The sequence below is a fragment of the Rossellomorea aquimaris genome, assembly GCF_001877785.1.
Taxonomy (GTDB): Bacteria; Bacillota; Bacilli; order Bacillales; family Bacillaceae_B; genus Rossellomorea; species Rossellomorea aquimaris_A.
The window spans coordinates 529,696-553,374 of the sequence record NZ_MINN01000074.1; the positions used below are offsets into that span (position 1 = coordinate 529,696).

The 23,679-nt window shown below is 42.0% G+C and carries 20 protein-coding genes; 7 read left to right on the forward strand and 13 right to left on the reverse strand.

Going from position 1 to position 23,679, the window contains the following annotated elements:
- Window positions 1–13 precede the first annotated feature (13 nt).
- From BHE18_RS06525 to BHE18_RS06545, 5 genes are all read right to left on the reverse strand, one after another.
- The gene (locus BHE18_RS06525) at window positions 14–1,369 is read right to left on the reverse strand and encodes an NAD(P)-dependent oxidoreductase (RefSeq protein ID WP_071617785.1); all 1,356 of its coding nucleotides are present in this window, start codon (window positions 1,367–1,369) and stop codon (window positions 14–16) included.
- Between the two features lie 119 nt (window positions 1,370–1,488).
- Window positions 1,489–2,379: a nitrilase-related carbon-nitrogen hydrolase gene (locus tag BHE18_RS06530; protein WP_071617786.1), complete on the reverse strand. Its 891-nt coding sequence runs from the start codon at window positions 2,377–2,379 to the stop codon at window positions 1,489–1,491.
- A 380-nt stretch (window positions 2,380–2,759) separates the two neighbouring features.
- On the reverse strand, window positions 2,760–4,208 hold the full coding sequence (locus BHE18_RS06535; RefSeq protein WP_071617787.1) for a carbon starvation CstA family protein: 1,449 nt from the start codon (window positions 4,206–4,208) through the stop codon (window positions 2,760–2,762).
- Between the two features lie 262 nt (window positions 4,209–4,470).
- Window positions 4,471–4,989 carry an ankyrin repeat domain-containing protein gene (locus BHE18_RS06540; protein WP_071617788.1) on the reverse strand — a complete coding sequence of 173 codons (519 nt, stop codon included), beginning with the start codon at window positions 4,987–4,989 and terminating at the stop codon, window positions 4,471–4,473.
- A gap of 97 nt (window positions 4,990–5,086) precedes the next feature.
- Window positions 5,087–7,252 carry a DNA topoisomerase III gene (locus BHE18_RS06545; RefSeq protein WP_071617789.1) on the reverse strand — a complete coding sequence of 722 codons (2,166 nt, stop codon included), beginning with the start codon at window positions 7,250–7,252 and terminating at the stop codon, window positions 5,087–5,089.
- Between the two features lie 134 nt (window positions 7,253–7,386).
- Here BHE18_RS06545 and BHE18_RS06550 point away from each other — a divergent pair, with 134 nt between their 5' ends.
- The gene (locus BHE18_RS06550) at window positions 7,387–8,373 is read left to right on the forward strand and encodes a YeiH family protein (RefSeq protein ID WP_071617790.1); all 987 of its coding nucleotides are present in this window, start codon (window positions 7,387–7,389) and stop codon (window positions 8,371–8,373) included.
- Between the two features lie 191 nt (window positions 8,374–8,564).
- Here the strand turns inward: BHE18_RS06550 and BHE18_RS06555 are convergent, their stop codons facing one another.
- From BHE18_RS06555 to miaB, 3 genes are all read right to left on the reverse strand, one after another.
- Window positions 8,565–9,101 carry an outer spore coat protein CotE gene (locus BHE18_RS06555; protein WP_032088754.1) on the reverse strand — a complete coding sequence of 179 codons (537 nt, stop codon included), beginning with the start codon at window positions 9,099–9,101 and terminating at the stop codon, window positions 8,565–8,567.
- Between the two features lie 522 nt (window positions 9,102–9,623).
- Window positions 9,624–10,055 carry a RicAFT regulatory complex protein RicA family protein gene (locus BHE18_RS06560; RefSeq protein WP_071617791.1) on the reverse strand — a complete coding sequence of 144 codons (432 nt, stop codon included), beginning with the start codon at window positions 10,053–10,055 and terminating at the stop codon, window positions 9,624–9,626.
- A 1-nt stretch (window position 10,056) separates the two neighbouring features.
- The gene (miaB, locus tag BHE18_RS06565) at window positions 10,057–11,625 is read right to left on the reverse strand and encodes a tRNA (N6-isopentenyl adenosine(37)-C2)-methylthiotransferase MiaB (protein WP_071617792.1); all 1,569 of its coding nucleotides are present in this window, start codon (window positions 11,623–11,625) and stop codon (window positions 10,057–10,059) included.
- 334 nt (window positions 11,626–11,959) lie between these two features.
- On the opposite strand from miaB, the gene BHE18_RS06570 reads away from it, so the two are divergent.
- Window positions 11,960–13,015, forward strand: coding sequence for a hypothetical protein (locus BHE18_RS06570; protein ID WP_071617793.1), 1,056 nt, complete (start codon window positions 11,960–11,962; stop codon window positions 13,013–13,015).
- Between the two features lie 47 nt (window positions 13,016–13,062).
- On the opposite strand, the gene BHE18_RS06575 is transcribed toward BHE18_RS06570, so the two are convergent.
- On the reverse strand, window positions 13,063–14,268 hold the full coding sequence (locus tag BHE18_RS06575; protein ID WP_071617794.1) for a hypothetical protein: 1,206 nt from the start codon (window positions 14,266–14,268) through the stop codon (window positions 13,063–13,065).
- 178 nt (window positions 14,269–14,446) lie between these two features.
- On the opposite strand from BHE18_RS06575, the gene sat reads away from it, so the two are divergent.
- From sat to BHE18_RS06600, 5 genes are all read left to right on the forward strand, one after another.
- On the forward strand, window positions 14,447–15,601 hold the full coding sequence (gene sat / locus BHE18_RS06580) for a sulfate adenylyltransferase (protein ID WP_071617795.1): 1,155 nt from the start codon (window positions 14,447–14,449) through the stop codon (window positions 15,599–15,601).
- A gap of 24 nt (window positions 15,602–15,625) precedes the next feature.
- Window positions 15,626–17,386 carry an SLC13 family permease gene (locus tag BHE18_RS06585; RefSeq protein WP_071617796.1) on the forward strand — a complete coding sequence of 587 codons (1,761 nt, stop codon included), beginning with the start codon at window positions 15,626–15,628 and terminating at the stop codon, window positions 17,384–17,386.
- Window positions 17,387–17,406: 20 nt separating this feature from the next.
- Window positions 17,407–18,003 (forward strand): adenylyl-sulfate kinase, encoded by a 597-nt coding sequence (gene cysC, locus BHE18_RS06590; RefSeq protein WP_235860278.1) that lies wholly within the window; start codon window positions 17,407–17,409, stop codon window positions 18,001–18,003.
- A 76-nt stretch (window positions 18,004–18,079) separates the two neighbouring features.
- Window positions 18,080–18,847, forward strand: coding sequence for a 3'(2'),5'-bisphosphate nucleotidase CysQ (gene cysQ, locus BHE18_RS06595; RefSeq protein ID WP_071617798.1), 768 nt, complete (start codon window positions 18,080–18,082; stop codon window positions 18,845–18,847).
- Window positions 18,848–18,919: 72 nt separating this feature from the next.
- Complete coding sequence (locus BHE18_RS06600; protein WP_232353652.1) at window positions 18,920–19,825, forward strand: glycosyltransferase family 2 protein; 906 nt, start codon at window positions 18,920–18,922, stop codon at window positions 19,823–19,825.
- Window positions 19,826–19,872: 47 nt separating this feature from the next.
- On the opposite strand, the gene BHE18_RS06605 is transcribed toward BHE18_RS06600, so the two are convergent.
- Genes BHE18_RS06605 through wecB form a run of 4 tightly spaced genes read right to left on the reverse strand, consistent with a single transcriptional unit; the run spans window position 19,873 to window position 23,627 of the window.
- Complete coding sequence (locus tag BHE18_RS06605; protein ID WP_071617799.1) at window positions 19,873–20,742, reverse strand: NAD-dependent epimerase/dehydratase family protein; 870 nt, start codon at window positions 20,740–20,742, stop codon at window positions 19,873–19,875.
- Window positions 20,739–21,560 carry a dTDP-4-dehydrorhamnose reductase family protein gene (locus BHE18_RS06610; protein WP_071617800.1) on the reverse strand — a complete coding sequence of 274 codons (822 nt, stop codon included), beginning with the start codon at window positions 21,558–21,560 and terminating at the stop codon, window positions 20,739–20,741. The genes BHE18_RS06605 and BHE18_RS06610 overlap by 4 nt, the downstream gene beginning before the upstream one ends.
- Window positions 21,557–22,549 (reverse strand): polysaccharide biosynthesis protein, encoded by a 993-nt coding sequence (locus BHE18_RS06615; RefSeq protein WP_071617801.1) that lies wholly within the window; start codon window positions 22,547–22,549, stop codon window positions 21,557–21,559. Before BHE18_RS06615 ends, BHE18_RS06610 begins: the two co-directional genes overlap by 4 nt.
- Entirely contained in the window at window positions 22,539–23,627 is a 1,089-nt protein-coding gene (wecB, locus tag BHE18_RS06620) for a non-hydrolyzing UDP-N-acetylglucosamine 2-epimerase (protein WP_071617802.1), read from the reverse strand. Before wecB ends, BHE18_RS06615 begins: the two co-directional genes overlap by 11 nt.
- Between the last annotated feature and the right edge of the window lie 52 nt (window positions 23,628–23,679).

A 23,679-nucleotide genomic window follows, 5' to 3' on the forward strand; every position in this document is an offset into this window, starting at 1 on the left:
CCTGTAACAAATCTTAATTCACCTGAAGAGACGTCAGTTTACTGTGCAGATGATAAGCAGCTCTCTTTCCTTGTTCTGCGGCTGTAACCACCATCGCTTCCCCGATTCCTTTACCGAATATCACATCTCCACAGGCAAGCACTTTCGGATTGGACGTTTGAAGTGTCTCTTTATCGACTTTCACAACTCCGCCTTTATGCTCTAATCGGAATTGTTCAATCAAGGAATTATGCCTTGTCTGCCCGATTGCCTTAATGACAGCATCTACCGGCAAAGTGAACTCCGATCCTTCTACCGGAACGGGACGGCGTCTTCCATCTTCTCCCGGCTCACCAAGTTCCATCTTCAAGCATTCGATTCCGATGACCTTTCCTTCTTCGTTGCCGATTATTCTCTTAGGGGCCGTAAGCCAGCGGAATTCAACCCCGTCCTGTTTGGCAAACTCATACTCGAAATCATAAGCCGTCATCTCTTCAAGCGTACGGCGGTACAGGATTTTTACATTTTCCGCCCCGAGCCGGACTGAACATGTCGCGCCGTCTATGGCTGTATTCCCTGCCCCGATGACAACAACTTTCTTCCCGACATACTCTTTTGAAATATCACCGCTTTTTGTTGATTTCACAAATTCGATCGCATCATGGACCCCAACGAGATGCTCCCCTTCAATACCAAGCGGCGGAACATGGGACATGCCTGCCGCGAGGATGACATAGTCATGGCTCTCGAGTATTTCGTCTGCAGAGATGTCTACCCCGACCTTTGTATTTGTCCGTATCTCCACATTCAATTTCCGGACTTGATCTACTTCCCAGTACGAGATGCTTTGAGGCAGCCGGAAAGAAACAATGCCATACGTATTCAATCCCCCGGCTTCTTCCGCAGCTTCGTAGATCGTCACTTCATAACCAAAGCGCGCCAATTCCCTTGCTGCCGAAAGACCTGCCGGCCCCCCGCCGACAATGCCAACCTTCCTGCCGTTCGGCTCCCCTGCTTCAAATAAGACAGCTTCATTATGGCGGGCCCAGTCGGTGGCATACCGCTGGAGATCACCGATCATGATCGGTTTTGTAGAGTGATTAAGTACACACGCACCTTCACATAATTCTTCAGTCGGGCACACCCTTGAACAACTGGCTCCTACCGGATTCGAACTCATGATCGTTCTTGCGGAACCTTTCAGGTTCCCCGATGCTATCTTCTTTATGAAAGAAGGAATGTCAATTCCGGTGGGACATGCTTGTATACAAGGTGCATCATAGCAGTACAAACATCGATTCGCTTCTTCCAAGGCATCCCTTTTGGATAAACCTTCATGGGCCTCTTGGAAGTTCTCTTCAAGATTCAACAGTGATAATGCTTTGGACAAAATAGTTTCCCCCTATTCTCCCTGTAATGAATTCACTGAACAAATAAATGCAGGCCGACAAAGAATACATGCTAAGAGCGTGTCGATGTCAGCCTTATTATCAAAAGAAGCAGCAATACTTAAGGCAGCAATGCTGTCATTTCGTTATATGTCTCAGGTCTTCTGTCCCGATAGAACTGCCAGGTATCCCTTACCTCCCTGATCATTTTCTTGTCCATTTCCCCGATTATCACTTCATCCTTGTCCCTGCTTCCGATTGACACAAAGCCTCCGCGGGGATCTACCAGATAGGACTGTCCATAAAATTCTCCCATCTTCCACGGGCCCTCATAACCTACACGGTTGATTGCCCCCAGATAATAGCCGTTCGCAACGGCATGTGCAGGCTGCTCCAGCTTCCATAAATATTCCGAAAGCCCCGCCACTGTTGCAGACGGATTAAATACGACTTCGGCTCCTTTTAACCCTAATAACCTGGCACCTTCAGGGAAGTGGCGGTCATAACAAATGTAAACCCCCACTTTGGCATAAGCCGTATCAAATACCGGATATCCCAGATTTCCCGGCTTAAAATAGTATTTTTCCCAGAAGCCATACCCCTCAGTGCCGACTGCAACATGCGGGATATGCTGTTTCCGGTATTTGCCCAGATATGATCCGTCTGCATCAATAACGGCAGCTGTATTGTAATAGGTAGCTATCCCTTCCCTTTCATAGATTGGCAGGACGATGACGACATTCAGTTCCTTTGCAAGATCCTGAAAGCGTTTCGTAGTAGGTCCATTGGGAATCTCCTCTGCAGAATCATACCATTTGGGATTTTGTTCGGAGCAAAAATACGGTCCGTAGAAAATCTCCTGCAGACAAATGATTTGAGCACCTTTTTTTGCTGCGTCCCTCACCAACTGGATGTGTTTTTTAATGGATTCTTCTTTATGGACCTCTACCGGTTCGCTTCCGTCCACATCATGAGAAGCTTGAATAAGACCAATTTTTACTTTGTCTGACATCCCTATTCCTCCTAGACTGATAGATTAAATAAAATAGTAAGCGCTTACAGATTTATTGATTATTGAAGCATGCTTACTAATTTTCACGGATTTAGTAATGTCTGAATATTTTGTCTTTTCAACTCATTTTAACTTGTACAAAAATAAAATGCACTATACACTATGTAAAATCAGCTCCCTCGGCTATTGGTCATTATGTATATTCTAAAAATAGAATAAATTATTTATAGGAGTTGATATAACGTTAGCATAAGCGTTCTGCGAAATTTGTAAAATAATCAGAGTTTCCCTTTGGAAAACGTCGCTATTTATCGACAAAATATTCAGAAATTGCACCAAAACAAAAATATAGACCCTTCAAATGAAGGGTCTATAATAAGTTAGGAGTTTACTGATTTTACTTTTAACGATTCTTGTTCCATCGGACGATATTTCAGTAGCTGGCGGATGAACCAGATCAGGACGGCTGTCCAGATGACGGCTCCTATGATCATCGATTCCTTGTATGGAAGGTGGAAACCTTCAGGTGCGTAAAAGATATAAGAGCTGACCACAGCTGTCATGAACAGGGCCGGGAGACTGCAGATCCAATGAAACTTCTGATTTTGAAGCAGATAAACAGCTGCCGTCCATAACATGACAGTGGCTACTACTTGGTTCGACCAGCCAACATATCTCCAAAGGAAAGTATAATCAATCTGTGTCAGCAGGAAAGTGGGAAGTGCTACTGGGATAACGAGCAGCCCCGGCAGCCATTTCCCTTTCACTTCTTCCTTTCTCCAATCAGATAATAAATCTGCAAGCATCATTCTCGAGGAACGCAGTGCAGTATCCCCGGTTGTGATCGGGAGGATGATGACACCCAGTACCGCAAGGATGCCTCCCAATGTTCCAAGTGTCGTTTTACTGATTTCATTTACAACCCCTGCAGGGCCACCGGCAGCAAGTGCTTCCTGAAGTCCTCCCGTCCCATTGAAGAAAGCCATCCCGGCAGCAGCCCAGATTAATGCGATGATCCCCTCTGCAACCATTGCTCCATAGAATACTTTTCGCCCTTCGCTTTCCTTCTTCAGCGTCCTTGCCAGGATCGGACTTTGTGTGGAGTGAAAACCTGATATCGCACCGCACGAAACAGTTACCATCAACAATGGCCACAATGGAAGCTCCTCAGGATGCAAGTTGGCGAATGTAAGGTTTGGTACAGGATGTTCAAAGAAGAACAATCCGATCCCGATTGCCACGGCCATGAATACCAGGACTGCCCCGAAAATCGGGTAAATCTTACCGATGATTTTGTTGATTGGCAGCACTGTGGCAAGAATGAAATATGTAAAAATGATTAATAACGATGCCATGAAAGATAATGGTGTCACTTCGGCCATCAATTGAGCAGGTCCTGAAGTAAATGCTGCTGCAACCAATATCATTAAGATGATTGAAAGAATATTCATTACTGACCGTACATGTCTCCCCAAGTATCTGCCTACCAATGAAGGAAATTGAGCTCCATTATGACGCAGTGACAACATGCCGGAGAAATAATCATGGACAGCTCCTGCAAAAAGTGTACCGATGACGATCCAAATGAATGCAACCGGTCCATACAAAGCACCAAGTATGGCACCAAAAATCGGACCAAGCCCCGCGATATTCAGTAATTGGACCAGGCTTGCCTTCCACCAGCTCATCGGCATGTAATCAAATCCGTCTTTACTTGCATAGGCAGGTGTGACATTCTCGTCATCAATACCAAAAATCTTTTCTACCACCTTTGAATAAATAAAGTAACCAGCTACTAAAATACAGACTGATGCAAGAAATGTCAGCATCTTGATGTCCTCCCCTCAGATGAAATTAAGATTCATTTTAATACGTCAGACGACAAATAACAACAGAATTTTCTAAAAAGATTATTTTTTCAGATAATACCTAATATAAATCAGTTCTCATATTTCCCGTTACAGCAACAATGTAAGGGATTACACTGATCGAATAAATTTTTTTCGGTTTTTACGCCTATAAAAATTCGGTTTCCGGCTGCTTTTCAATAAAAAAAAGAAGCCGGATGGCTTCGTGGGTAAACGGGCTGATTTAAATTTGATTTGAGTAACTTTCACATGCGTGTATGAACCCGCTGTTTCCTCTATCTTGTGCGATTTCATAAGGTGATTTCTGACTGACTGCATTCCTGCTCTCCGGGTCACCCTTGAATTTCAGTAGCAGCATGACAAGATCTTCATCCCCGTCAAAAGCTGCGATATGCATAGGAGAATAACCTGCTGAGTCAATGCTGTTGATATCCGCCCCTTCCTCCAGCAGGAACTCTATCATTTCTTTAGGTGCTTTTCCTGCAATCGCTGCATGCAGTGCACTGTTGGAAGGAATATAAGAAACTTTTGAATTTGAAGCAGAATTAATATCCGCCCCGTAATTCATTAATAGCCTGACAATCTCCAGCTGCCCATAATGTGCTGCAACCCCGAGGGCTATCAACCCGTTTTCGTCCTCTGCATTACATAGATTTGTATCTGCTTGTAATGACTTTTCCACAACTTCAGCGTCACCTTCTTGTATGGCTGTGAAGAAACCTTTTACAGTAACAGGCGTCATCGTGCTCACCTCATTCTTTGTATTATTAAGAATATTCTATCAATATAATCATAAAAAAGATAGGGACTTTATCAGTGGTCCCTATCTTTTCCATTTTCTATTGATCAAGTTTTAACTTTGCGAGTGCATCGGCGAGGGCCGTGTTCACCGGTTCATCTTTTTGCTGCGTCTTTAAGTATTGATTCACATCACGCTTACTTGCCTTATTATGCTTCTCTTTCTTTCTCCGCTCATTGAAGGTTGAAAGTTTTTCTTTATGGCCGCATACGCACACGAACAGCTGGCCGTCTCCTTCTCCGCGAAGTTCTAAACGTTTGTGACAATTCGGGCACCGGGCATTCGTTTTCTTGCTGATATTTTTACGGTGACCGCATTCCCGGTCCTGGCAGACCAATTTCTTTCCGTTTTTATTTTTGATCTCCAGCATGAGGTTTCCGCAATCCGGACATTTTGTTCCAGTCAGGTTATCATGTGAGAATTTCTTATTGGAATTTTTAATTTCATGAACTGACTTTTTCGTATATGTTTTTATTTCTTCTATAAATTCGCGTTTTTTCATCGAACCCTTTGCGATTCTATCAAGTTTCAGCTCCCACTCGGCTGTGAGGGAAGGTGAACGCAGCTCTTCAGGCGCCAGGTCCAGTAATTGTTTTCCTTTGGAAGTAAGGTGGATTTCTTTCCCTTTTTGTTCCATCGAGCCTGAATTAAAGAGCTTATCAATGATGTCGGCGCGGGTTGCAACCGTTCCAAGGCCGCCTGTCTCCCCTATCGTTTCCAAAAGCTCCTTGTTGCTTTCTTTCATGAATCCTGCTGGATTTTCCATCGCGGCAAGCAGCGTCCCCTCATTAAAACGACCAGGAGGAGTGGTCTGCCCTTCCGTTTCGCTTATAGAAAGCAGTCTGAGTTCAGTCCCTTTTTCCATTTTCCCCAGTAACTGATCTTCATCCGTTTCAAATCCATATACTTCTTTCCAGCCTTTTTCTTTTACCCTTTTGCCTTTTGTATGGAAATGCACCTTGCCGACAGTCATTTCAACTCTCGTCTGTTCATATTGATATGGAGGCAGGAATATCGCGAGAAAACGTTTGACGATCAAGTCATAAATTTTTGCTTCCCTGTCAGAAAGCTTTCCAAAGAAAGCCGTCTCCTCAGTAGGGATGATGGCATGGTGATCACTTACTTTCCGGTCATCGACATAGGCATTAGACAGCTTCAGGGAGCTTTGCAGAGCTTTATTTGCAGCAGGCCGGAAAGGCTGGACGTTGACTGCCTTCAGACGGTCCTTTAGTGTATCCGTAATATCAGATGACAAATGCTTACTGTCGGTACGCGGATAGGTTACGAGTTTATGCTGTTCATAAAGCTTTTGCATGATCGACAGTGTTTCCTTGGCGCCGAACCCATAGATCTTATAGGCATCTTTTTGCAATTCCGTCAGATCGTAGAGTGACGGTGCATACTGTTTTTTCAACGTCGTTTGTACAGAAGTGACGGTGCCGCTTTTCACATTTTTCAGTGACGTCAGGATACCGTTGATTTCATCTTTGGAGAACGTTTTCGTATCCCCTTTTGAGTTAGTCCATAGAAAGGTCCCTTTATCCGTAACCGCTTTAATGCCGTAGTACGTCTTAGGGTTGAACTTCCTGATTTCCTCTTCCCTCTGTTCGATTATACTCAACGTGGGAGTCTGCACCCGCCCGCAGGAAAGCTGAGCATTATACTTGGTCGTCAATGCCCGTGTTGCGTTCATGCCCACATACCAGTCTGCTTCTGACCTTGCCTGGGCAGCCTGAAATAAATTTTCATAACCTTTTGCGTCCTTGAGCTTATTGAAACCTTCTTTAATCGCTTTATCCGTCACGGAAGAGATCCAAAGCCGTTTAAGAGGTTTTTGCACTCTCGCTTTTTCGATGATCCAGCGTGCAACGAGCTCCCCTTCCCGTCCCGCATCCGTGGCAATGACAATTTCACCGACATCCTGACGGTTCACCTGGGATTTTACTGCATTGAACTGCTTTCCGGTTTTCTTGATCACCACAAGTTTCAATGCTGGGGGCATCATAGGCAGATCTTCCAGATTCCATGTTTTGTATTTATCATCATAAGTCTCTGGATCTGCGAGTGTGACAAGATGCCCAAGTGCCCAGGTCACGATATATTTATTTCCTTCAATGAATCCATTACCCTTTTTCGTGCAATTCAGCACCCTTGCAATATCTCTGCCGACAGAAGGTTTTTCTGCAAGCACCAATGTCTTTTTCATAATAAAATCCTTTCAACAAAAATCTTAGAGTATCTTCCTATAGTAACATAAAAAGTGTACCGTTATGGTTCCCCTTTACTCTCATAATATATTATACTTAGAAAATGGATTTTTAAAGAAGGAGCTATACAACCGTGCAAAAGCAATTAAAGAAATTCCTCCCGAGGGAAACGATCGGGATTGTTTTCATTTTAATAATCAGTATGGTTTCAAAAGTATTAGGCTCGTGGTTTCCCCTGGCCGGAAGCCTTTTATTCGCCATTATCCTCGGAATGATTTTGCGGAATGCAATCAATCTTCCAAACTCGTGGGACCCCGGCATTCAATTCACGTTAAAGAAGCTGTTAAAAGTGGCCATTGTATGCCTTGGAGTGGGGTTGAGCCTCTTGGAAATTATGAAAATCGGCCAATCGGCATTATGGATCATTTTCATTTCGGTCACCGCTGGCATCAGTGTCACCTATGCAGTGGGCAGGATACTGGGCATCAACACCAGGCTGAGCCTATTGATCGGGATAGGAACGAGCATCTGCGGAGCCACTGCCATTTCTGCGGTAAAGGGAATCATCGGGGCAAAAGAGAATGAAACAGCATACGCATTGTCCACCATCGTTTTCTTCAATATCATCGCATTCATTTTTTATCCGATCATCGGACATCTGCTGGGATTTTCACAGCATGAATTTGGGATATGGGCGGGGACAGCCGTTCATGATACATCCTCGGCTGTAGCCGTCGGTTACAGTTATGGTGATATTTCGGGTGAGGTTGCCACTACTGTGAAACTGGCCCGTACCCTCTTCCTGATCCCTGTCATGTTTCTGCTGCCATTTATGTTAAGGGACGAGGCCTCTACTGGTGCAGTATCATTCAAGAAAGCCTTTCCGTGGTTCATCATCCTTTTTCTTGGAGTATCGATACTTCATACCATTGGAGTCATACCAGTATTTGTAGAAGAAACCCTTAATTCTCTTTCGAAGTTCATGATCATCATGGTGATGGCTGCGGTCGGACTTGGGGTCAGGATCAAGGATCTTTCCAAGCTTGGTTTCAAACCCCTTCTGACCGGGTTGATCGCATCCGTTACCTGTGCAGTCATCAGTCTATTATTCATTTTATGATAACCAAAAAGGCAGCTTGCAAACAGCTGCCTTTTTAATTTATAAAAATAAAAAAGAGCATCCATGAGACGCTCTTGTAAGATATTCATCATTTTATTCCTTCATGTATGGTTAAAAGTTCGGAAATGAGACATCTCTTATTTGAGTGTTGCAGAAGAAAAACTAGGAAGAGGCCGTCTTCCTAGCACATGCTATTCTTCTACTCCCTCTAAGAAGTCTGGGTCTAGCTCTTCGAATTCTTCATCGTCTAGATCGCAATCCCAGTCGTCATCATCGCAGCCTTCAGGATTAACAAGCACACAGACCTTGGTTTCCCCGATAACTTCTACCAGGATCTCCCGTTCAACATGAACAATGATTTTATTACCGTTTGGTGAGATAACCGCTTCGCAGCAATTCGGCTGTTGAAGTACGCGCGCACAAACTTCGATATCATCGAGGACATCCGGATCACGGTATTTGAGTTTGATTTCATCACAGTAATCGACTCTTTCAGTTACTACAGATGTTTTCGTATTGTCACTGTGAGAGTACCATACATTTACTTCAAATGAACCGTGTATTTCCACCTTCTTGCCTACTTTGTGTGCTTCATACTTGTGGTTGATGATCCAGCAGCCTAAAATGCTCGATGGATTATGCGGCGGGCTAATCGTATGATGGGATTGTGTGAATTTACGTCCCTTCGCTACGACCGCTTTTGTAATAATCTCTCTATATTCTGCCATTCGAGCGAACCTCCTCATTCATTTTCAATTCATCTTATGCGACTGTCTAGGTGTTTGTGCGAGAAAATTTTATTGCATAATGGGATTGTTGCGAGATAATGTATTGTATGCGAATACCCATTGAATGTTCCCTAAAAGGTATTTCGGGCGATTAATAATGAGGGTTCCTAAGCAGTTTATATCTGCCTTTCTACACCGCTATTGATTTCCGTGCAAGACTTTGCCTTCCGCGAGCGAGCGTGAAGCCTCAACATTTCTTAAGCATTAACTGTCTAGCTGCAGGGCTTAGAGGCACCGGTCATGAGCCAAACCGACCAAGAAGGCAAAGAACGCCTCCCAGGCCAATTCGCCTTTTGCCACACGCCTCTCTTCAAAGCTCCTCCGCTTTTCAGTTAGGAGTCTTCGTCTTCCACTCCAATCAAAAGCTGGAAAGGCCTTTTATTAAGAAAGACCAATGCCATGAAGAGAATTTTCTTCATGGCATTGGCCTTGTTTAACATAAAATTATATTTTCTTACTTTTTTATGAGCAGCTTCCCGGTGTTGAGTTTTTGACCTGGGAGCCGGTTTCCCCGCGGAGGATATCCCCGCCTGTTGATTCGATGATGTGGTCCGTTACATTGTTGGAAATCACGGATGCCACGATTTGAAGCAGATCATTCACATCTGTCTGTGACTCCTTGAATTGCTGCACGACAGGGATCTCATCGATTTCTTTTTCAAGATTTTCAATTTTAGCTTCCACCATTTTCAGTGCTTCTGTTTTTCCATAGTGTTGGAAGTTAACAGCCTGCTTCTGCAGACTTTTGATGCTTGCGATCATTTCACGCACTTTTTGGTTTTCGTGAATCTGCGCTTCAGCGCGCTTGAAGAAGTCTACTTCCTCTGTTTCGGCGATCATTTCCGCCAGTTCTTCTGCTCTCTTCATGATATCGTCTTTTGTGTATTTTGACATCTCACTTCACCTCTGCCGCTTCTTGAAATTCTGAACCTATCTGGCCCACTTCTACCATTTCACCGTCTAATGACCATGACTTTGTATCAGTAATTTTTACTTTTACAATCTTTCCGATTGCTGTTTTAGGTGCTTTAAAGTTCACCAGCTTATTTCTTCTTGTATATCCTGCAAGGATTTCAGGGTTTTTCTTGCTTTCCCCATCAACCAGGACTTCAACCGTTGTACCATCATATTTCTTCAGTGCTTTTGCCGAGTATTCCTGGACGACTGCATTCAGTCTTCTCAGCCTGTCTTTCTTAACTTCCATCGGGACATTATCTTTCATTTTGGCTGCCGGAGTACCTTCACGCGGAGAGTATATATATGTGTACGCCGCTTCAAATTCCACTTCACGATAAAGGGAAAGTGTTTCTTCGAATTGCTCTTCCGTTTCATTCGGATAACCGACAATGATGTCTGTTGTCAATGCAACATCCGGCATGGCCTGTTTGATTTTCCTGACCAGTTCAAGGAACTGTTCGCGATTATACTTGCGCGCCATGATTTTCAAAACAGGTGTAGAGCCTGATTGAACCGGCAAGTGGATGTGTTCCACCAGGTTCCCTTTCTTTGCAAGGACTTCGATCAAATGGTCGTCAAAATCCCTCGGATGGCTCGTAGTGAAGCGGATGCGAGGGATATCGATCTTACGCAGTTCATCCATCAAGTCACCCAGGCCATAATTTTCAAGGTCTTCAATATCTTTACCGTACGCGTTTACATTCTGTCCTAGAAGGGTGATCTCCTGGTAACCCTGTGCTGCCAGGTGCCGAACTTCGGCAATGATTTCTTCCGGTCGTCTGCTCCGTTCTTTTCCGCGTGTATAAGGTACGATACAGTATGTACAGAATTTATCGCATCCGTACATGATGTTCACCCATGCTTTGATGTTGCCGCGGCGGACCTTAGGGAGATTTTCGATAACATCCCCTTCTTTCGACCAGACCTCGACTACCATTGCTTTCGACATATAGGCATCGGATAAGATCTGTGGAAGACGGTGGATATTGTGGGTCCCGAAAATCATATCCACTTGCTGATAGGTCTTCAAAATTTTATTTACTACCGCTTCTTCCTGGGACATACAGCCGCAAACCCCGATCAAAAGATCAGGCTTTTCCCGCTTTAAGTGCTTTAAGTGTCCGAGTTCCCCGAATACCTTGTTCTCGGCATTCTCCCGGATCGCACATGTATTCAACAGGATGACATCTGCATCTTCTGTCGTGTATGTCGCTTCATAGCCCAGGGACATGAAAATCCCAGCCATGACTTCTGTATCATGTTCATTCATCTGGCAGCCATAAGTACGGATGTAAAACTTCTTGCCTTCGCCCAATCCTCTATATTGATCATCAATGGCAAAATCATTATGATATTTCACTTCTTCTTTTCCACGTTTCTTTGCATCTTTCAATGACGGCGGAATGTAGACACTTTGGAAGTATTTACTGTAATCCTTTTCGGATTTTTTGTCCGATGGAATATCTGACTTCGCCTGCTGCCCGTGTTTGCGTTGCTCTTCGTTCATGAAAAACTCCCCTTTCTAACTCTATAACAAACGAAAATAGACCGATTTCTTCTATTATAAAATCCGTATTAGTTAAGCATACAAATACACTTGCACATTATAACAGTATAAAGGTTTTTGGGGGCTTTCACAATAGAGAGCACCAACTGTCGAAATTTGTTCTAAACTACGTTTTCCGGTTCAAAATTGCAGGATGAGCATGTCGAGCCGCTGGTGAGACCGAATTTTAAAATTGGGCTCCAGCTTAGGAACTGCAGGCAAATTCAACGCATAACGTAAAGTAAGACAAATACCCAAGGAGGAGATTGAAATAGAAGAAAGAGTAACGCCTCCCATGTACAACATCGAGAAGCAAGAAACCTTATACCTTCAATCTGAAATCCAACAACTAAAAAAGACCCTTCAAAAGGTAAAAGAAAGCTATTCATATGCGGAGGCCAAACATTATAAAGATATTGTCAACGAGAAGGAAAAAGTAATTAAGGAACTATATTCTCAAATAATGACACATGAAACAACAGAACATGAACTGATCCGTGATCGAAGCAGATTTCAAGAAGCGAAAGAAAGACTCGAAGAAGAAATCCTGGAGCTGCACATGCTTCTGCGCAAAAAAGAAGCCACAATCGAGGAGCAGGGAGAAGCACTGAATAAATTGGATAAAGAGCTCCTTCAATACGAATTAAGTCAAAAAAACCTTTCAACAACCTTGAACAAGGTTGAAGATCTCAATCAGAAGCTGTCTTCACAAAACGAACAGCTTTTGAATGACAATAAAAACCTAGTAAGCAAGTCCGAAGCGATGAAAGCACAAATCAAGAGCCAAAAAGATCACATAAAGGATCTGAATAAAGCACTGAACCATTCGGAGGAAACAAAAAAAGAAATCCTATTTAATTTGATCTCGCAAACTGAAGAACTGGAGAAGCTGACAGCCGAACGCAGTCATACACTTGCTGCATTAGAGTCATCCAAAGAACAGCTTATATCCGCAGAGAAAGAAAAGATTCAATTTGTGAAGGACATCTTCCAGCAATATGAGAAGACGATCGAAGAGAATGATTGGTGGCTCTCATCACAATTTGCAGACATCGATAAACGGGCAAATGAGCAGGAAGAAAAAATGGAACAACTCGAGACCGTTCATGCTTCTCGTTTTTCAAAACAAAACAAAATGATAAACTCAAAATTCAAGGATGTTGAAGAAACTTTCAGTCACTTTATTGGAGAAATCGATTCCCTCAGAGAAACCAACGAAAAGCTGACTCGCCATTTATTCGAAATGAAGCGGATGATAGATAAACAAAAAAGAAATCAGTCTCAGCTGATCCAGAACCTTCCGGTGGAAACGGTTTATGACCATGAGAGCACTCAATCAAAAAACAATTGAAAAAAGGACGTATTGAGTACAGCTTCATCTCAATACGTCCTTTTCGATTAAAATGTTATCATGATTTTATTATTCGAACTTAATTGCAGATTCTCTTCTTCGAAGTATACAAATCCCAGTATGGTTGATGTTTCCTGTTCACTTAAGTTATCAACCGTGAACTGAATCCCCTCGATGCCTGTTGTTTCTCCGGGATGGAGCTCCATTCCCTGAATCGGCTCTATCCAGTATTCCCCCGTGGAATAAGCTTTTTCTAACCAATCTTTCCCACTGTACTTCCACCCTTCCGCCCCCATTTCCCCCTGCACGGAAAAAATTTCACTCATCTCGGGAGGCAGGATCTGTCCACCTATTTCAATTTTTTCAGGCGGATCAACTCTGAAGCAGATTTTTGGATTATTAAGTACAACGTTTCCTGTGTTTTTGATAATGAAATCCGCTTTGATGGTGTATTTTTCTGTTTTGCGGTTGGGGATGAGGTTGTAGTCGAAGTATACTTCTGCTTTCGACTCCCTTGAAATGATTTTTTTGTTTCTTTTCCTTATTTTAGCCTGTTCATATTCATCCTCGCTGATTATATCTATATCTTTATCTGTCTTTTTGCTTTTCGGCTTTTGAACCTTTGATGCGATACGGGCACTTTTAAAAGATAATAAATTGAGTAAATTCAAATCGAGAACATTTGCTTTTCTGCTTTGTATAAAAGATTTTAATACACAGTTAGTCAGCAAATATTCCAATTGTGCCATCAGTTCCTCATTTTGTATTTCATACTCAACGATGCATTTAAGATGTGAGCACCGGTGATTGTTTGAAATCAATTTATATCCTTTAAACTCAACGTACTCTCTGTATAAATGGATCACTTTCGAAAAATCGATTGAGTTAAGTCTGCTGTTCAATCCTAAATAAAGAGATGGCTTTCCCGATTCGATACTTGCAAATGAAACTTCCATGTATAAATCATCATCACTGAATACCGTGTCTTGCTCCCTCGAACCCACTTGGATCCCATAGGGGTCCAAAAACGATTTTAATCTTTTTTTCAAATTAGTTACCGCTTCCAGTTCAGCACCTTTAACAACTAACCAGACTTTTTTTCCTTTTAAATAACTCCAGATCTCAATACTATGATTGTTTTCGTATAAATAGAATTGCAGATCATTCTCTGCACATAAGAATTGAAGTGACGGGATTGATTCGTGGGAGACCTCTCCCCATTCTTCACCATTAAGAATTAATTTCAAATCCAAGCGAATCACACCCTTTTTCCCGAAATTAATATCTTTCCATTTGTATGATTCATCTTTCGTATTTATGAAGATATAGGTATTTGATTATTTTTGAAAAATGCCCTCTCCGAATTTTCCTCCTCACATAAAATAATAGAGAGAATATTTGAAACCAGAAAAGAAAGGAGAAACTTTTCTTATGATTACTCCACATGGAGGCACTCTCATTGACTCGGTGGCAGAAGGAGAGGAAAGAACAAAGTTATTGGACAAAGCAAAGTCTTTTTTTCCTATCAATCTTGATTCATGGAGCATTTCTGACCTTGTACTGATTTCCATCGGTGCTTTCAGTCCACTTAAAGGGTTCATGAATCAGAAAGATTATTTGCAGGTGTTGAAAGAGATGCGGCTGAGCAGCGGGGAAATATGGAGTCTGCCTATTACCTTATCTGTTTCAAAGGATATAAAAGATCAGTTATCCATTGGACAAGCAATCTCATTAAAAGGAGAAAACGATGTCATCTATGGGGTCATGGAAATTGAGGAAATCTATGAATACAGTAAAAAAGCAGAAGCATTATTTGTGTATAAAACAACCGACCCCAATCACCCGGGTGTTAAAAAAGCATTTGAAAAAGAGGACTATTATTTGGCAGGACCAGTGACATTGCTAAACAAGCCTGAAGATATTTTCACCAGTGATTTTCAAACCCCTCAGCAATTAAGAAAGACCTTTCAATCACTGGGATGGAAGACAATCGCAGCGTTTCAAACACGAAACCCTATTCACCGCGCTCATGAATACCTTCAGAAAACTGCACTTGAAAACGTAGACGGCCTGCTTATCCACCCCCTTGTCGGAAATACAAAAGCGGACGATGTACCTGCAGATATCAGGATGAAAAGCTATAAAGTCCTGATGGAGAATTACTATCCATCTGAAAGGGTCCTTTTATCTGTTTTCCCAGCTGCCATGAGATATGCCGGTCCACGGGAAGCCGTTTTTCACAGCATAGTCAGGAAAAACTTCGGGTGCACCCACTTCATAGTAGGCAGGGACCATGCCGGAGTCGGTAATTACTATGGAACCTATGATGCACAAAAAATCTTTGATCAATTTTTAAAAGAAGATCTTGAGATAGAAATACTGAAGTTTGAACATGCTTTCTTTTGTATTAAGTGTTCTTCTATGGCTACTTCTAAAACTTGTCCACACGGAAAGGATATGCACATTCATCTGAGTGGTACCAAGGTTCGATCCATGTTAAAAGATGGTCAAGTACCTCCGAAAGAATTCTCAAGACCGGAAGTGATCGAAGTGCTGATGAAGGAAATGAAAAAAGGCAATTCATAAGGGTAAACAGAGGGAGTTATCAACATGTTTGAATTTTATTTTACAGGTGCTGTTCTGTTATTGATGATGTCCTTGTTGACACTGGAAATCGCAAAACCAGAAATCATCATCCCTTCGACCCTTATGGTATTCGTAATGTCCGGAATCATTTCAGTTAAGGAAGCGGTTAGTGGATTCTCAAATGAAGGAATGCTTACAATTGGCCTACTGTTTATCATAGCTGGAACAATCCAAAAAAGCGGTATTGTCGATAAGCTTTTTCAAAGCCTGTTAAAGCGTTCATTCTCTACTAAAAAAGCATTGATTCGGCTCCTCCCCCCTATATCCCTGCTGTCAGCGTTTATCAACAATACACCGATTGTCATTGCTTTTACTCCAATCATTAAAAAATGGTGTGAAGATCATAACCTGTCACCTTCCAAATTCCTTATTCCTTTATCTTATGCAACTATTCTGGGAGGGATGATTACCCTTATCGGCACATCCACCAACCTAGTCGTACATGGACTTCTTCTCGAGAATGGCCAAAAAGGATTTGCGTTTTTCGAGCTTGCCAAGGTCGGAATCCCCATCACAGTAATTGGCTTGTTTTATCTAATTTTTTTAGCGCCCTACCTATTGCCGGACAGAATGCCTAAATCCTTGAAGGAAGTGAACTCCCTTAGAGAATTTACAGGCGAAGCGATGATCACTAAAGATTTTCCACATCTCGAAAAAACAATCAGGGAAGCCAAATTGAGGAATTTAAAAGGTCTTTTCCTTGTAAGCATCATAAGAAACGGTGAACCAATTGCCCCGGTATCAAATAGTTCTACCCTTTTGGAAGGCGATCGTTTGATTTTTACAGGAGACATTACAACTTTCGCGGATCTTCAGCAAAATAGAGGGTTGGAACTCCAGAGTTCCATAGGAGAAGATTTTCCGAAGAAACATAAGCTAGTGGAAGTTGTAATTTCGCATCATTCTCCCCTCCTTCATAAAAAGATCAAGGAAACCAATTTCCGGAGCAGGTATGATGCAGCGGTCATTGCCGTTCACAGACAGAATCATCGGTTGAAAACGAAAATAGGCGATACTATTTTAAAGCCTGGGGATATTTTATTATTGGTAGCCGGACAGGACTTCAGCAAAAGAACAGACTCAAATGACTTCTATTTTACATCTGAACACTCAAGAATCATCAATTCACTAAATGACGGACGAACAGGCTTGTATGCCGTAATACTGCTGGGATTGATGATTTCACTGGTCACATTAGGCATTTTTCCAATGGTGTCTGCAATGGCTGTTACAGCTATCATCCTTACACTCTTTAAAATGGTCAACCCCAAGGAAATAAAAGACTTCATTCAATGGGACGTACTGCTTATCATTGCATGTTCGTTTGGGATCGGTTATGCATTGACCAATTCGGGAGTAGCATCCTTCATAGCTGATCTTCTTATCAAATCCACCGCTCCAATCGGTGTGTTAGCGATCATTATATGTGTGTACCTGCTTACGAATATTTTTACAGAGATGATGACGAACAGTGCCGCCGCTGTCTTGATGTTCCCCATTGTGATGGAAGTTGCAACAACTATGAGTGTTTCGCCTTCAGCATTGGCGGTTGCTGTAGCAATTGCTGCCTCGGCAAGCTTTGCAACCCCGATCGGATACCAGACTAACCTTATCGTTTATGGCCCCGGTGGTTACAGATTCATTGACTTCTTAAAAGCGGGGCTCCCCTTAAGCTTTCTGACAATGATTACTACTTCAATACTCATCTATTTCTTCTGGATGTAAACGAGTAAGGAGGTGAAATGGTGAGTGAAAAAAATATCGTCTGGCATGAAGGAAAAGTGACTAAACTGCACAGACAAAATATGAATCGGCATAAGAGTGCGATCCTTTGGTTCACCGGATTATCCGGTTCCGGCAAATCAACCCTATCAGTAGAACTTGAAAAATCATTATACGAAATGGGGATTAAAACGTTTCGGCTTGATGGTGATAATATTCGTCACGGCTTGAACAGTGACCTGGGTTTTGCAGAGAAAGACCGAAACGAAAATATCAGGAGGATCGGAGAAGTATCAAAATTAATGGTAGAAGCTGGACTAATGACGCTGACAGCCTTTATTTCCCCCTACAAAAAGGACAGGGAGTTCGTCAGGTCCTTGATGGAAGGGGGAGAATTCATTGAAATATACGTTCATGCCAGTGTTGAAGAATGTGAAAACAGGGACCCAAAAGGTCTTTATAAAAAAGCAAGGGCTGGTAAGATTAATGGGTTTACGGGGATAGATTCTCCTTATGAAATGCCTGTTGAACCTGAACTGATCATTAATACAGAAGTAATGACAATCAATGAATCTGTCCTGAAAATCATTAGCTATCTAAAAGAGCATCACTATATGTAATGTAAATGTAGATTCCTCGTATTTGAGGATTCTACATTTATTTACTTTTATTAAATTCATTTGAAGAGGTGAAAAAATGCTGGATAAAGTGAAAGAAATAGCTGTATTGGCCGGGAAACAAATAATGACTGTTTACAAGAAGGATTTCCAGATAGATTACAAGGATGATGAATCACCATTGACAACCGCAGATCACCTTTCGCATGAGCTGATTCAAAATGAACTGAATAAGAGGTGGCCTCATATACCCGTTCTTAGTGAAGAAGGTTCAGCAATACCTATACAAGAGAGGGCTTCCTGGGAGATGTTCTGGCTGATCGATCCGTTGGATGGAACAAAGGAATTCATTAAAAGGAATGATGAATTTACTGTAAACATCGCCCTGATACGAAACGGAAAACCTGTTCTTGGTGTCATTTATGCCCCCGCATTGGATCTGCTTTATTTCGGGAAAGAAAAAGATGGGGCATATAAACAGTCGGCAGCAAGTAAATGCACCAGTGATCCGGTACGGCTATATGCTGATCGGTTGGGAAGTCAAAAAAAAGTGGTTGTCAGCCGCTCCCATATGTCTAAAGATACAAGAGCTTATCTAAAAGAGCTGGAAAAGAAAGAAGGAGATCTGCAATTTATTTCAATTGGAAGTTCTTTGAAATTTTGTCTTGTTGCTGAAGGTTCTGCCCACTATTATCCCCGACTTGCTCCAACGATGGAATGGGATACCGGGGCCGGACAGTGCATAGCAGAGGAAGCAGGCTGCCTGGTTTTTCAATATCAGACTTCAGCCCCTCTCATTTATAATAAAGAAGTACTTACAAACCCGTGGTTCATATGCTCAATCTAGATATGCGGATTGCAGAAAAGGTGGCAGCATCACGCTGTAAAGCATTTTTGCATATGCTGGAAGGAGCACTCTATGCATACAAAAGGGGCGAAGACCATGGTAAAACACCAGCCTAAAGTATCGGTGATATTCCCGATACGCAATGAAGGCAAGAATGTAAAGATGACGCTTGATTCATTGTTTTCCGTTCAGACCAACCTTGATCTGGAAGCAATCTTGGTGGATGACGGCTCAACTGATGGTTGTTGTGATTTTCTTTCCACTTATCAGAATAAACTAAGAGTCAAATATATCAGTACACAAGGGCTGGGACCCGCAAAAGCCAGGAACGTTGGTGCCTCAAGATCAAAGCATCCTTATTTGGCTTTCTGTGATGCTCACATGACGTTTGAAGACTTCTGGCTCGACCGACTGGTGTTTTTTTTGACCTCCGGTTATTCGGATGCTGTCTGTCCTGCGATCGGATCTATAGATGATCCAAAAGTTATCGGTTACGGTCAATCTTTAACACCTTCCTTAAAGATAAAATGGAACCAGAAACGTAAAGCCTTATTTGAAACTGCCATCCTCCCAGGCGCATGTATCGTAACTTCAAGGAAGGCATTCGAAGATATCGGAGGCTTTGAAGATGGCTTTTCATCCTGGGGGTTCGAAGATGTAGAGTTGTCTATAAAATTTTGGTTGTTCGGATACAGATGCCACTGCGAACCTAACGTAACGGTCCTTCATCTGTTCAGGGCTGCCCACCCATATAAGGTGAATTATGAAGGCATATACTATAATCTCATCAGAATGGCTTATCTTCATTTTGACGAAGCCAGAATAAGAAAAGCCAAATCCCTTGTCATTCACGGATCACATTCTAAAATCGAAAAAAAAGTACTCGCTGATGGAGTACTTGAAAAACGGGCGCGTTACAGTCGAAGGCGGCAGCGGCAGGTCGATGACTTATTCAGGAAATTCAGTATCTATTTCTAATTTGACGAGACATCTCAATGCAAATTCTATTTTGTATGGAGATGTTTTTAGTTTCCATTTAAATACTGGATGATGTCCTTTATACTAGTTTCGAAGGGGATAGTCTGACGCCAGCCAAGGTTTTGTATGTTCGTAATATCCAGACGCGTTGTTTTGATTCTGCTGAATTGATCAGCAGTAATTGTAACATTTGATCCGATAATCGTCTTGATTGTCTTTGCTGCTTCCAGCAGTGTTTTGTACTTACCAGAAGCAATTACATATGTTTGATCCTTGACTCCATCAACTAATATCATTTCATAAGCACTCACTACATCTCTGACATCTATAAAATCTCTTCTGTCCAATAAATTTATAAAATGAAAGGACTCGTTATCTTCCAGGCATTTCTTTGCAAACATGGAGCATATTCCGTTAGAAGGTCCAGGTCCAATCATGTTTGAGGATTTTGCAATCCTGACATCCAATCCATATAAATCTTTCCAGCAAACAGCCGTCAAGGACTGCATATACTTTGAAAGCCCATACGGGTGCTGAGGGACAGAATCGCTGCATGGATTGTATTCCAAAATAGAACCGGCTACAAGTATGACAGCCTTTGGATTATGCCTCCTCAATGCTTCAAGAAGATTTAATGTTCCAATCACATTTGTTGTAATCGTATTTAAGGGAAAGTCCCATGAAATACCTGTGTGATTCTGGGCGGCCAAATGAAGAATCATATCCGGTTGAAAGTCTTGTATAACTCTTTCCACTTCTTCGGCTATAGTCAAATCAACCTTGAGCTGGCTTACCCCGCTTATAGAAGCTGCCGGCCTGCGCACAATGCCGATCACTTCATATCCTTTCTCAAGGAAATGCCTGCACGAATGCATTCCGGCAAATCCGGCAGCTCCTGTTATCAGGATTTTCTTCAAGGCTTATTCATCCAATCGCTCAGTTCCTGAAGCATCTCGCGGTAGCTTTTAACAGGGTAATAGTAATCTTTCCGGGTGTGGATGAGGGTCCGGTCATGAACAGGTTCTTTTACTCCAACGATATTCACATTTTTTTTGCCGAAGATTTCTTTGAAGAGGAGTAGCAGATGGTATTTAGATATCTTCTCTTTGGCGCATAATTGGTATAGCCCTGATACATCTTCAGCGATCATCTGGTCGATCGCTTTTGCAAGTTCCAATGTGGTGACCCCGTTCCAGAAGACGTTTTCATACCCTTTTATCTCACCTTCTTGTTTAGTAAACCAGTGAAGGAGACCGATGCCATTTTGTTTAAGTTCAGGTCCTATAATGGAGGTCCTCACTGTCAAATGTGGAGCACTCACTACTTCGCCCAGTGATTTGGTTTTCGAATATGCATTCGTCCCATCCTTCTCATCGTTCTCTGTATAGCTTCCTCTCTCTCCCGAAAATACACAATCCGTACTTATATGAATCAGCTTACCACCGTAAATGTCCAGCGTTTCTGCCAATACGTGAGGAAGCAGGCTGTTCACCACAATAGCTTCATGTATGTTTTTTTCTGCATTCTCGTTTAAGATTCCTACAGCATTTATTAAAACTTGCGGCCGTTCTGAAAGCACCAGCTCCTTTACCTTATCAAGGTCGGTAACATCAAGCCCAATCCCATCTCCAACCGGTTTCCTCAGAGTATACTTTACGTGGTGGTTCCTTTCCATCAAATGATCGACAAGAACATGACCGGCCATGCCATGCCCCCCTAAAATAAGAATCTTCAATCCAGAAACCCTCCTTCTTCCAACATGCTTCTGATTTCGTGGTAATCTATGATGTTATCGCTGGAAGAATAGGTGTCAAGGTCTACCTTTGGGTGATCTTTATAATACTCTGCGAGGCCTTGGATGGGGATAGTGGGAAGAATGACGAAGTATTCATTATCATAAACGATGGTGTTATGACTCTCGAATTCTGTCAATAGTAGCTCGTGAAGTTTTTCCCCCGGACGTATACCCGCTTCCTCTACAATCACTTCTTTATCTGGAGAATAGACATCTATCAGGACTTGGGCAAGATCGAGAATTTTACAGGTCGGCATTTTCATAACGAATATCTCACCGCCATGGCTCTCATATGTTGCTTTAAATAATAATTTGATGGCATCCTTTATTGTTAAAAAGAATCTTGTCATTTTCTTATCGGTAATTCCAATTTTTCCTTTATTCATTATTCCATGCTTGAATACATGAATAACGCTTCCGTTTGTCCCAAGAACATTTCCTCCGCGGACACAAACAAATTTTGTTTTATCGGTCAGTACGTTTGCATTGATAATAAGCTTTTCACCCATCGCCTTTGTAAAACCATAAAAATTGGATGGGTTAGCCGCCTTATCAGTGGAAATATTTATCACCTTTTCAACTTCATTCTCAATGGCAGCTTCAATGACATTCTGCGTACCGATCACATTCGTTTTTAATGCTTCCAGTGGTTGGAACTCACAAACCGGAACATGTTTTAACGCAGCGAGATGAAATACATAATGGACATTTTCACAAGCTTCCATCACCGCTTCTTTATCCCTCACATCTCCAATAACAAATGTGAGCCTGGGATCATTCTCGAATTTTTGTTTCATCAGCACCTGGCTGGTTTCATTTCTGGAGTAAATACGAATTTCTTTTGGTTTTTTTTCAAGCAGCTGAGATACCAGTTCGTTTCCCCATGAACCTGTCCCGCCTGTAACTAGAATCGTTTTGTTAGTAAACAATTTCAGAACCCCCTAAGAGAATATTAATCACTTTATCTGATACATTTTTATCAAGATATTCAGCCGGACACACCCAGTCGGCCGGTTTGGAACACATAACTTTTACTCCTGTTTGAATTGCCTTGACATCCAGGCCGGATATCAAATTGCTGCCGCAATCGATGGTTTCCGGCCTCTCGGTCGTCTTTCTGACTGTGACGGCAGGAACATGGAATATACAGCATTCCTCCTGAACTGTTCCACTGTCTGTTAAAACACAGCGGGCATTTTTTTCAAGTGCAATAAAATCAAAGAAACCAAATGGTTCATGCAATTCGATTAATGGATTTAGTTTAATGGAGCCTGAAATCCTGGATCTTGTACGGGGATGGGTGCTGAAGATTATTCTCTTATTGTATTGTACGGCTATATTGTTCAATGCGGTCATAATATGTGTAAGATGAGAAGGATTGTCTACGTTTTCTGCCCTGTGGATCGTTGCAAGAAAGTAATCTTTTTCAACGAGATTAAGTTTTCCTAATATTGAACTGGCTTCTATTTGCTGTTCATAATTCAATAAAACTTCATAAATCGGATTACCTGTAATAATAATTTTACTGGGTGTCATTCCTTCTTTTAGAAGATTGTTTTTGCTGTATGGTGTGTAAACGAGATTGAAGGAAGACACTGCATCAATTATTTTTCTATTCTTTTCTTCGGGAACATTCAAGTCGAAACACCTGTTTCCTGCCTCCATATGAACGACTGGTATCATCAGTCTTTCTGCAAGCACTGCACTCAAGCCGCTATTAGTATCACCAAGTACCAATACTTTGTCAGGTTTCTCTTTTATCAGAATCTTTTCAAGTTCTCGAAAAAGTGAAGATAATTGTTCTCCCAGGGACTGCTGATTGTTTGAAAGGATGTAATCCGGTTCTCTAATGCCAAGTTCTTTGAAAAAAACACCATTCAATGAATGCGTGAAGTTTTGCCCCGTATGGACAATGACATGTTTATCAGCAAGCTGATCGAGTTTTTTCATAATTATACTTAACCTGATTATCTCAGGCCTGGTTCCAAGTACGGTAACGATTTTCATGATCACCTCTCCTTTTCTTCCGGGTCCTATTAACTGGCTTAAAGAATTGAAT

Bases quoted from the DNA above. Each gene is read 5' to 3' on its own strand.
- wecB (WP_071617802.1), bottom strand. From the start codon at position 23,627: ATGAAAATCGTTACCGTACTTGGAACCAGGCCTGAGATAATCAGGTTA.
- BHE18_RS06540 (WP_071617788.1), bottom strand. From the start codon at position 4,989: ATGACGCCTGTTACTGTAAAAGGTTTCTTCACAGCCATACAAGAAGGT.
- BHE18_RS06560 (WP_071617791.1), bottom strand. From the start codon at position 10,055: ATGTCAAAATACACAAAAGACGATATCATGAAGAGAGCAGAAGAACTG.
- BHE18_RS06600 (WP_232353652.1), top strand. From the start codon at position 18,920: ATGCATACAAAAGGGGCGAAGACCATGGTAAAACACCAGCCTAAAGTA.
- BHE18_RS06545 (WP_071617789.1), bottom strand. From the start codon at position 7,252: ATGAAAAAGACATTGGTGCTTGCAGAAAAACCTTCTGTCGGCAGAGAT.
- cysQ (WP_071617798.1), top strand. From the start codon at position 18,080: ATGCTGGATAAAGTGAAAGAAATAGCTGTATTGGCCGGGAAACAAATA.
- sat (WP_071617795.1), top strand. From the start codon at position 14,447: ATGATTACTCCACATGGAGGCACTCTCATTGACTCGGTGGCAGAAGGA.
- BHE18_RS06570 (WP_071617793.1), top strand. From the start codon at position 11,960: ATGTACAACATCGAGAAGCAAGAAACCTTATACCTTCAATCTGAAATC.
- BHE18_RS06530 (WP_071617786.1), bottom strand. From the start codon at position 2,379: ATGTCAGACAAAGTAAAAATTGGTCTTATTCAAGCTTCTCATGATGTG.
- BHE18_RS06535 (WP_071617787.1), bottom strand. From the start codon at position 4,208: ATGCTGACATTTCTTGCATCAGTCTGTATTTTAGTAGCTGGTTACTTT.
- miaB (WP_071617792.1), bottom strand. From the start codon at position 11,625: ATGAACGAAGAGCAACGCAAACACGGGCAGCAGGCGAAGTCAGATATT.
- BHE18_RS06555 (WP_032088754.1), bottom strand. From the start codon at position 9,101: ATGGCAGAATATAGAGAGATTATTACAAAAGCGGTCGTAGCGAAGGGA.
- BHE18_RS06585 (WP_071617796.1), top strand. From the start codon at position 15,626: ATGTTTGAATTTTATTTTACAGGTGCTGTTCTGTTATTGATGATGTCC.